Raw genomic sequence first — 9793 nt, forward strand, 5'->3', positions numbered from 1 at the left:
ATTTTTATTTCTACTAAATCGAATAAGTTTTTTTTACAATTTTAATATAATCTTCTTTATTTTTTAAATTTGGAATGTGGATAACTTGATTTCCATTACAACTCTTTTTTATAAATCCTGTTTTTAAGTATTCTCTTTTTACCTCTACTTTGTATTTTTTATTTTCAAAATACTCTGGATTTGTTACATAAACAGCTGCTAAAAGGTCCCAAACTATAATATAATTTGCATCATATTCATCACTGTGAAATTTAATCCAACTTATACATTTTTCATATAGGTACTTATTATTGTTTGAAAAAGAATTTATTATAGACGTTATTTCATTAATATACAATTTAGAATTTAAACAAGCATTTCCTGTTAATACTATTGAATTTTTACTGTTTTTTAAAACCTCATATGAATTTTTATATGATATTGTAAAATTTAATTCTTTCATTTCCTTGTTATTTATAACTAAGGCTTCAGTTATTCCACCCATCATTACAATAGTTTTTATTCTTGAAAAAATAGAATTATCTAGAAGATAAGCATCTGCAATATTTTTTAAAGAACCTGTCGCAAGTATAGTTATTTCACCAGGAAATTTTTTAGTTTCTTCTACAATAAATTGTGCTGCTTTATTAGTTAAATAACTGTCTTCGGTTTCATTTCCGTAAATTAAATTTATTTTTAAAGATAAGTTTTTCTTAAGTCTTTCTGTACTTTCTATAACTTTTTCTAAACTATCATTTCCAAATGTTAAAGTCACACCTAATAATTTTACAGATGGATTTTTATACAAATATAATAGTGCCAAACCATCATCTATATCTCTGTACTCGAGTCCCATCGTATTGTCACAATCATATATTATTTTCATTACTTTCTCCTTTTTTATTAAGAGTAATAGATTTTGCTTCCAAATATTCTACTTCGCTGAAATCATGTGTTACAAAAATAATAGACATGTTATATTTATTCTTTATATTTTTTAATAAATCCATAATTTCTAATTTTATATCTTTATCTAATCCTATAAAAGGTTCGTCTAATAATAGTACTCTGGGATTCAAAATAATTGCACGCGCTAAGGCTACTCTTCTTTTCTGTCCTCCTGATAATTCTCTAGGATATTTTTTTAATTTATTTTCTAGTTTTATATCTTGTACCATCTGTCTAACTAACTCTTTTATTTTCCTTTTAGGATATTTTTTCATTTTTAATCCAAAAGCAATATTTTCTTCTATTGTCATGTGTGGAAATAACAAATTATCTTGGAACATAAGCACTATATCTCTTTTGTTTGCAGATAATTTATTGATATTCTTATTTTCTAATAAAATTTCTCCTGAAAAATCTTGTTCTAAACCTGCTATTATTCTTAACAAAGTGGTTTTCCCACATCCTGATGGGCCAACTATTGCATATATATCATTTTTTTTCATAGTAAAGTTAAAATTTTTCAATAACTCAGTACTATCATATGAAAAATTAATATTATTTAATTTTAATACTTCCATAATTTCTCCTTATACATCCTACTTACTAATGTTCTAAACACAAATATTACTAATAAACATGTTCCTAAAAATATTAACCCATAAATCGAAGCTATATGACGATCTTTTGCGTAAATATATGGAAACATTATCAATGGATAAGTTTTTATAATTCCTCCACCTATCAGAGATACTATAAAATATTGACTCATCGAAACTAAAAATACTAAAATTGATGTTACCATCAAACCAGGCGAAATTAGAGGTAAAGTCACCTTGATTATAATATTAAAAATATTAGCACCCAAACTTTGTGCTTGTTCTTCTATATCTTTTCCAATTATTTTTAAAATTGGTTCTAATCCTAAAACTGCATAAGGGACGCATGTAAATAGCTCTAACAATATAATCCCTGTAACATTATTTGCCAATCCTATTTTTATAAATGCTAAATGAATTCCCATAGATATTGAAGTCATTGGAATTAAAAATGGAATTATTAAAATAAATCTAATTATTCCTTTATATTTAATTTTATACAGAGCAAGGACCTTAGCAATAGGATATGATATAACTATAGTTAATATTGTTACTACAACGGACAGTAAAACACTAAATCCTAAAACTTTTAATTCTTTTATACTTAATGCTGTATCCCACATCCTCAATGAAATTTTATTTGGAAAAATATTAGGATATAACCAATCTTCTACAAATGCCCAAAGTATCATTTGAGAAAACAATATAATAAAAGCGATTATTACTATTACTTCTAAAAATTTTTTAATCATAATCTTCACCTAATTTCATCATTTTCCTAAAAATAAATATCATAAATATCGTTGATATTATACCAAAACTAAAAATTATCATATTGTATACCATAGCTTCCGGTCTATCTGTTAACAATGGATTAGTATATGCATTATAGCTTAAAGTTGCGAGTGGTTTTGGAGAACTTGGACCTAAAAGCTGTGCCACTTCATAATCTCCAAAAGAATAAATAAAAACTATTAAAAAGACATATATGATATTTGGTAATAAAAGTGGTAAAGTTATTTTAACAAATACATTTCTTTTATTTGCTCCCAAACTTTGTGCTTGCTCATAGTACTGAATATTTATTCTTTTTAGTACTCCTAAAACTGTTAGCGTAACAAAAGGAATTTCTTTTATCAAGTAACAAAGTATTATACCTATAGAATTTTTTGAAAATAATAACAATGGAAAATTTTCTTGACTATTTAACAAACCAAAATTCAACATAAATCTTGATATTAGTCCACTTTGTGATAATAATTGTAAAACTATTAGTGCAAATATCATGTGCGGTACAATAATAGGGATATTCAATAATTTTTCTGTTAGTTCACTATTATATTTTTTTGTCATCATCGCAAGAAAAGTTCCTACTGTTATTGATAACAAAGAGGCGATAAGTGAGTAACTAAATGTAAATTTTAAACTAGGCAAAAAAACGTTTGAGTTAAAAACCTTTCTGTAAAAATCAAAACTCAATTCCGTCATACCTACCTCAGGAAAATATCCCAAACTTTGACTGATTCCTGTATATATTGATAAAAATAGTACGAATAGAATTATAGCTATGGCAGGAGTAACCATAACTATAATTCTTAATTTTCTATTTAGCATTTAACACTTCTTCTTCCCAAATTTTTTCAATAATTGGTACTAATTTTGCAGGCATTTCTGGAATACGTTTTTTCACTAACTCGCTTTGTGGAATAGTTGCAACTCCCAATTTTACCCCATCTAATTTTTCTTTTTCAGAGCTACTCAATTTATCTATATCAAATACTGGCATATCTCCCCAAATTGAAGGATTATATTTTGATATTTGTGCCTCTGCTGATATAATTTGATTTGCAACTAGCATAGCACCTGCTTTGTTTTTAGAATTTTTTGAAATAGCTACGAAATGTGTATTTCCAGTGGTTCCTTTATCAAATAGAAATGTTTTAGTTGATTGTGGGAATTTTCCCTTTTCAATATTTGCTGACGCTGAATTTGGATTATAACTCATAGTAAAATCTACCTCACCATCTTTATACATATTATCCAACGCTGGTGTATCTGCTGGATATGTTTTTCCTTGATTCCATAAATATGGTTTTATCTCTTTTAGATAATCCATCGCAGGTTGAACTGCTTTTTTTACAGTTTCGTAGTCTGCATCCATAGTCATAAATTGCTCATACCCTACAATTTCGGAAATTACGTTTCTTATAAAAGCAGAAGATGTGAAATCTGGCATAGTAGCATAAGTAAATCTTCCTGGATGTGCTTTTACATATTCTTTTAACTTAGTCAAATTCGTTGGAACATCTTTTACTCTATCTGAATTATAAATCATAACAAACTGTGCTTTTCCGTAAGGTACTTCATAAAATTCTGTCGGATAACCAAAATCCATTTTTACATCATCAGAGTTTGCATCTATATATTTCTTGTAATTTGGTAATTTATTGGCGAACGGTCCAAACAATAAATTATTCTTTTTAGCAGTATAAAAATTTTCGCCATTTATCCAAATTAAATCTACACTTCCCTCATCTTTTTTTCCTGCTTTATCTTCATTCAGCATTAAATTTAATACTTCATCAATATTCATACCAACTCTATTTACTTTAATGTTATAATTTTTTTGAACCATAGGTGCTAATTCATTATCCACCCAATTATTTGTTAATTCACTTCCGCCATAACCATAAAAGTTAACAGTAGTTCCGTTAGCTTTTTCTTTTAATTGATCATAACTTAAATCTTGAACTTGTTGTGTTTGACTATCAGTATTTTTTTGTTCTTTATTAGTAGAACATGCTGTTACACCTAAAATTATTAAAACAGCTGATAACAAAACTGTAATGTATTTAAATATTTTTTTCATTTTTTTATTATCCTTTCTTTATATAATTAATAATATTCTTTTAATATAATAAAAAGCATAGTTTCTTACAGAATTCTTCAATAAAATAAATTTAAAATAATAATTTCTTATCTTTAATCAAATTTTATAATACTTTATTACTATCAAATCCGTCATTATTTACAGTACCATCACTTATAGTAACTCTTGTAATATTGTTTTCTGTAAAAGCTCCTCTTTTAATTTCTGTTACTGAATTAGGAATTGTTACTTCTGTTAATTTATTTTTTTGGAAAGCACCCTCACCTATTGTTACAAGCCCGTCTTGCAAAGTAATTCTATCCAATTCATTATTAAAGAAAGCTGCATTCCCTATTGTTGTTACACTACTTGGAATTAAAATTTCTCTTATATTATTAACTTCAAATGCACCGTCTTTTATTTCTACTAAAGTACTAGGTAATTCTACACTTTCTAAAATATTTCTTTCAAAAGCATATGCTCCTAATGAAATTGTACTTTTCGGAATTGACACATTTACTAATGGGTTAAAGCCAAATGCTTCACTTCCTGAAATATTTACATTTTCATTGAAGCTAACATCAGTAACACCAGCTCTATAAAATGCTCTTGATTTTATTTCTGCTCCACCTAGTACTGTTAACTTCCCTATATCATTACCTAAAAATGAATTTTTCCCTATATTTGTTACTGATTCAGGAATTTCTAGATTCGATGAAATTTGATTATTACTAAATGCTCCGTCACTAATTAGTGTTACCGAATTAGGAAGTACTAGGCTTGTTAATTTGTTATTGCTAAATGAGTTAATGCCTACACTTGAAATATTAGCAGGTAAGTTTATTTCCTCCAATCTATTATTTTCAAATAATTCATCTGATATTTTTTCTAAATTAGAGTTAAGTTCTACTCTTGAAAGTTTATTATTAGCCAACACCCCTTTTTCTAATCTTGTTACATTTTCCAAATTAATTTCTGCTATTTCATTTCCTTTAAATGAATATTCTTCTAAAGTTTTTAATGAACTTGGCAATATCACATTTGACAATTTATTATTTTCAAACGCACTTACCCCAATATTTTCCAATCCTTCTGAAAGAGAAATTTCTTTTAAATCATTATCTTTAAATGCATTATCATCTATTGATTTTAAAGTACTAGGTAATATGACTTTATACAATTTGTTAGTCTTTCCTTCTTCTGCATTATATTCAAATGCTCCTAATTTTACTTTGAAGTATCCAAAACCACTTTCTTTATATCCTATATGTTCTACTGCTACTCCATTTATCGTTTCTGGAATTTTAACTATCGGAGAAGTTCCATTATACGAAATAATCGTCTTCGTTTCTACATTAAATTCAAAATCACTCTCATCTGCTACTTCTATTTCTTTTTTAGGTAGATTAGTTTCTACATTATCATCAAATGAAGTAGGATGAACTATTGTTTCTGCACCTAACACTACACTAGTTAAATTATTATTTGCAAATGCTAAGTTTTCAATATTTTTTACCGTTTCTGAAATATTAACAGAAGTTAAATTATTATTAAAGAATGCTCTTTCTCCTATTTTAGTTATTCCATTTGGTATACTTATTTCTCTTAAATTATTCCCCTCAAAAGTTTTCTCAGGAATTTCTGTATTTACTGTAGGTATTTCAAAACTAGTTAATTTATTATTTAAGAAAATTCCACCTCCTTTTAATACTACCTCATTTGATAAAGTAACATTTTCTAATTTATTATTAGCAAATACTTCTTTTTCTAACACTTTTACCGATTCAGGAATAGTAACATTAGTTAAACTATTTGTCCTAAACGCTTGTCTTCCTATTGTTTTTAGTGTACTTGGTAATACTAATTTTGATATTTTATTTCCATTAAACGCCATAATTCCTATAGTTTCAACACCTTCTGGTATTATTACTTCTTTTAGATTATTAGCTTGAAACGCTTGATCACCTATTGATTTTAAATATTTTGGTAATACAACACTGTCAATTCCCGCATAGGCGAAAGCATCTGCTATATGTTCTACCCTTATACCGTTTATTTCATCAGGAATAATTACATCTTTTCTTCCAGAATAACTATAATTTGTTATTGTTCCACTATTTTCATCAAAAGTAAACTCACTTTCCGGATTCGGTGTTGTTGGTTTATCTTCATATTCAACATGCAAAACAGTATCATAATCTAAATTATTAATTGTATATTTATTATCATTTACCAATGGTAATTTATTAGTATTATTATTTCCTGTTCTACTTATTTCACCTTGCGAGTTGTAATTTGTTTCTGTAAATTTACTTATAACTTTACCTGAAGGTGGTGTAATTTGCACAACTACTTCTTCACCATGATTAAGTTTTGTTATATCTTTACCTACCACACTAAGACCATCACCTTCAAAAGTAAGTTTTCTTGTTTCTTGATAAATAACCCTAATATCAGTGTTATTTTCAATGTTGAAACTATAGGTGTATACATTATTATTTTTTGCTAGCTCATTAACCTTTTCTTGACCATTGACTTTAAAAGACATTGGATAACGTTTTTCATCAGGAGTTAGTATAATTTCTGCACTTTCATTTTTGTTAAAAGTTGAATTTCCCTCATTATTGCTTATATTTATAAAATCTCCATGTGTAGTTAATACGACTTTTTCTTCTACAGTATCATCTACAACATTTATAGTAAGTTCTACTGTCCCATGGATATTAGCTGGACGACCTTCAAATTCATTGTTATAATCTTCTATATTAATATCATATTTTATAACTTTATTAGTTTTATCACCAATATTTATAGTAATATTAGTAGCATCATCTTCTGGTACTTCTAAATCTTCCGGAGCATCTTTTTCATAGTCTAATCCTGCTCCCATATCGTCCCAATCTTTAAGCGGATTCTCAATAGTAACTTTTCCATCTTTAATCTGAGATTTTTTTACTTCTACTGTTATTGGTAATTTAGTAAATGTAAATTCGCGTTGTTTATTTTCATTAAGATTAGCAGTAGATGCTCCTCTTATAGCGTAAGTTTTTAACCATTCAAAATCATCCTTTGAAATTTCCCCTAAGTAAGCAGTATTAAGGTCTAATTCTTTTATAATTTCCATATAATTTTCTGCTAATGGATTTCCATCTATTACTAAACGACGAAGATTTGGAAGTTCTTTTAAAACCGTTAGATTTTTAACGCTAATATGTTTTAATTCTAATGCTTCTAAATTTTTTAAAGCTGCCAATGAATTTATGTCGCTTATATTTTTATTATTCTTCAAATATAAAGTTTCAAGATTTACTAATTTAGTTAATGCTGACATATTTTCATTAGTAAGTTTATTATTGTCTAAGTGAAGTTCTTTAAGACTTGTCATCTCGCTAATTGCATTTATATCATTAATATTATTATCTTCAACGTCAAGATTTTTCAAGTTCAATCCTCTAACAAAGTTTAGATTAGTCAAATCCCCTTGTCCAATTCTTACATCTTCTAGATTAGTATTAGCTGTTAAGTCAATATTAGAAATTGCAACACGCTCATCTGTTTTGTTTTGATTTGTGTAGTAGAATATTTTTAATTTTTCTAAACTATTTAAGAAAGAAAAATCTGTAATATTTCTAACTCCATCTTTTTTTGCAAGAACTTTGAATTCTTCTAAATTTGCTGCATTTTCTAGTAGCTTTACCAATTCATTATTTACTGATGTTGCAACTGGTGTATTCCCTATTCTTACCTCACCATTATTATCAAAAACTCTTAACTTAGAAAAATCTTCCCTTGTAAAATCTTGTTCACTTGTTGGTTTAGGAACTCCACTAGGTTTTCCATTTTCAACATAATTATTATTTGCTTCATCAGTTAAATTTTTGTATTTCTTATTAAAATTGCTCCAGTCATTAAGTAGATTTCTGTACACCACTTTTTCTGTAGCTGTAAGTTCAACTTTATCTGTTGGTAATTTTTCTGGAAGATTTATGTTTAATATAAACACTCCCCATTGTTGATAATTTTTAAACCATTGAACTGCATATAATCCATTTTCTATATTGGCTGGTAAAATATATTTTCCATCTTTTTCTATTATTTTATATTGTTTTTCTTTCTGTGTTAATTCTTCTGTTTCATCATTAACTTTAGGTTGATTTTTTCCTTTTTTATATTCAACTTCATAAAGCACTAATGAGCCATCTTCATTTTTTTCTAATCCTATTTCACTACCATCAAAAGTTTTTGCAGTAGGTAGAGTTATTTCATTAGTAGTTACTTCTATATTTTCAATTTGTTTTGCAAAACCACGACGTTTATTAATTTTTTCTAAACTATTTAGTGGAGAAAAATCATGAATACTGTTATTACTTAAGTTTAAATCTGTTAAATTAACAAGATTTGTTAGCGAACTAACGTCTGTAATTTTATTATCAGCAGCTCTTAACGAAACTAAATTTTTTAAACTACCTAAACTTGAAATATCAGTTAATTCATTTGCTCCCAAACTAAGGTGTGTTAAGTTGGTTAAGTTAACTAGCGGCGATAAATCTGATATTTTATTTACATTTAAATATAATTTTTTAAGATTTGTTAATTCTTTAAGTGCTTCTATATTAGTTATTTTATTTTCTGTAAGCCACAGATTCGTTAAGCTTGTTAATTCTTTTAATGAATCTGTATTTTCTATATTTTTATTACTTGTTAAATCTAGTGAAGATATATTTTTTAGATTTTTTAAAACACTTATATCACTAATATTATTATTTGATAAAACAACATCATTAAGATTTGTTAGATTAGCTAGTGTACTTATATCAGATACCCCTCTATTAGCTAAACTCAATGTTTCTAAGTTTTTTAAGTTTTTAAGTGCTTCTATATTTTTTATAATATAATCAGCTGGATTGACCATTACATCAGAATATTCTGGATCAACAAATGGACCAGATATATTTAAATCTCTTAAATTAATTAAATTACTAATTGCCGAAATATCTTTGATTTTTGTATTTTCTAAGGAAAGATTTTCCAATTTTGTAAGATTTCTTAATGCACTTATGTCATTTATTTCATTGTACTCACCATTAATTTCTAATGATGTTAAATTAGTCGCATATTTTAATGCGGATAAATCTTTTACACCATATAAATTATCTAATGTAGTTATTTTTTCTAAATCTTTTACTGTAAGATTTTTTGATGATATTACTCCTAATTTTCTCTTTAATATATTTTTTAGTACTGCATCTTTTACTTCTACTTCTTTATTATTTACTTCTTCATCGCTAGCCTCAGGGTTAACTTCTTGTTTATTCGCTTCCCCTTCTTCACTTTGATCTCCTTTTGCTTCTACTGGATTATTTGCTAAGTACTCATCTACTTCTGTTTCTGTTGCTTTTGG

6 protein-coding genes are annotated in these 9793 nt (G+C 26.9%); all 6 read right to left on the reverse strand.

What is annotated here, in order from left to right; translation table 11 throughout:
• Nucleotides 1-13: 13 nt before the first annotated feature.
• Nucleotides 14-865 carry a nucleoside hydrolase gene (locus H612_RS0107360; protein WP_035500459.1) on the reverse strand — a complete coding sequence of 284 codons (852 nt, stop codon included), beginning with the start codon at nucleotides 863-865 and terminating at the stop codon, nucleotides 14-16.
• Nucleotides 849-1505: an ABC transporter ATP-binding protein gene (locus tag H612_RS09315; protein ID WP_051210185.1), complete on the reverse strand. Its 657-nt coding sequence runs from the start codon at nucleotides 1503-1505 to the stop codon at nucleotides 849-851. The genes H612_RS0107360 and H612_RS09315 overlap by 17 nt, the downstream gene beginning before the upstream one ends.
• Entirely contained in the window at nucleotides 1493-2275 is a 783-nt protein-coding gene (locus H612_RS0107370; protein WP_027130862.1) for an ABC transporter permease, read from the reverse strand. The genes H612_RS09315 and H612_RS0107370 overlap by 13 nt, the downstream gene beginning before the upstream one ends.
• The gene (locus H612_RS0107375) at nucleotides 2268-3137 is read right to left on the reverse strand and encodes an ABC transporter permease (protein ID WP_027130863.1); all 870 of its coding nucleotides are present in this window, start codon (nucleotides 3135-3137) and stop codon (nucleotides 2268-2270) included. Before H612_RS0107375 ends, H612_RS0107370 begins: the two co-directional genes overlap by 8 nt.
• Nucleotides 3127-4392: an ABC transporter substrate-binding protein gene (locus H612_RS0107380; RefSeq protein WP_211223602.1), complete on the reverse strand. Its 1266-nt coding sequence runs from the start codon at nucleotides 4390-4392 to the stop codon at nucleotides 3127-3129. Before H612_RS0107380 ends, H612_RS0107375 begins: the two co-directional genes overlap by 11 nt.
• Nucleotides 4393-4516: 124 nt before the next feature.
• Nucleotides 4517-9793: leucine-rich repeat protein (locus tag H612_RS09600; protein WP_051210187.1), on the reverse strand; the 5277-nt coding region annotated here is incomplete at its 5' end.

Origin of the sequence: Gemella cuniculi DSM 15828 (assembly GCF_000425665.1) — a bacterium.
Taxonomy (GTDB): Bacteria; Bacillota; Bacilli; order Staphylococcales; family Gemellaceae; genus Gemella; species Gemella cuniculi.

What these genes read in the sequence shown, in the direction of transcription:
- H612_RS0107360 (WP_035500459.1), bottom strand. Translation starts at nt 865, where the DNA reads ATGAAAATAATATATGATTGTGACAATACGATGGGACTCGAGTACAGA.
- H612_RS09315 (WP_051210185.1), bottom strand. Translation starts at nt 1,505, where the DNA reads ATGGAAGTATTAAAATTAAATAATATTAATTTTTCATATGATAGTACT.
- H612_RS0107370 (WP_027130862.1), bottom strand. Translation starts at nt 2,275, where the DNA reads ATGATTAAAAAATTTTTAGAAGTAATAGTAATAATCGCTTTTATTATA.
- H612_RS0107375 (WP_027130863.1), bottom strand. Translation starts at nt 3,137, where the DNA reads ATGCTAAATAGAAAATTAAGAATTATAGTTATGGTTACTCCTGCCATA.
- H612_RS0107380 (WP_211223602.1), bottom strand. Translation starts at nt 4,392, where the DNA reads ATGAAAAAAATATTTAAATACATTACAGTTTTGTTATCAGCTGTTTTA.